We start from the raw sequence: 215 nt of genomic DNA, 5'->3' as shown, positions 1-215 counted from the left end.
CGCGGCAGCGTCGCCTCCAGCTTGTCGGCGTAGCGCACGCTGCCGGTGACATTCCCGGCTGCGTCGTACTGGCGCTCGGTGACGTAGCCCAAGGGATCGATGCTGTAAGTCGGACGACCAGCCGCGTCGTAGACGGTGCGGGTGGTTTGGTCTTGCGCATTGCTCGGCCGCTGCCGCAGGTAGGCGCTCAGCGTGTCCGCCGTCCACTCCCCGCC

At 68.8% G+C, this 215-nt stretch carries 1 protein-coding gene; it reads right to left on the bottom strand.

Annotated elements, in window-relative coordinates; all coding sequences use genetic code 11:
- On the bottom strand, positions 1-215 hold a 215-nt coding region (locus tag C2I19_RS15100; protein WP_146056831.1), incomplete at both ends, for an RHS repeat domain-containing protein.

The organism is Chromobacterium alticapitis (assembly GCF_002924365.1).
Lineage (GTDB): Bacteria > Pseudomonadota > Gammaproteobacteria > Burkholderiales > Chromobacteriaceae > Chromobacterium > Chromobacterium alticapitis.
This window is presented reverse-complemented; position numbering and strand designations above follow the sequence as displayed.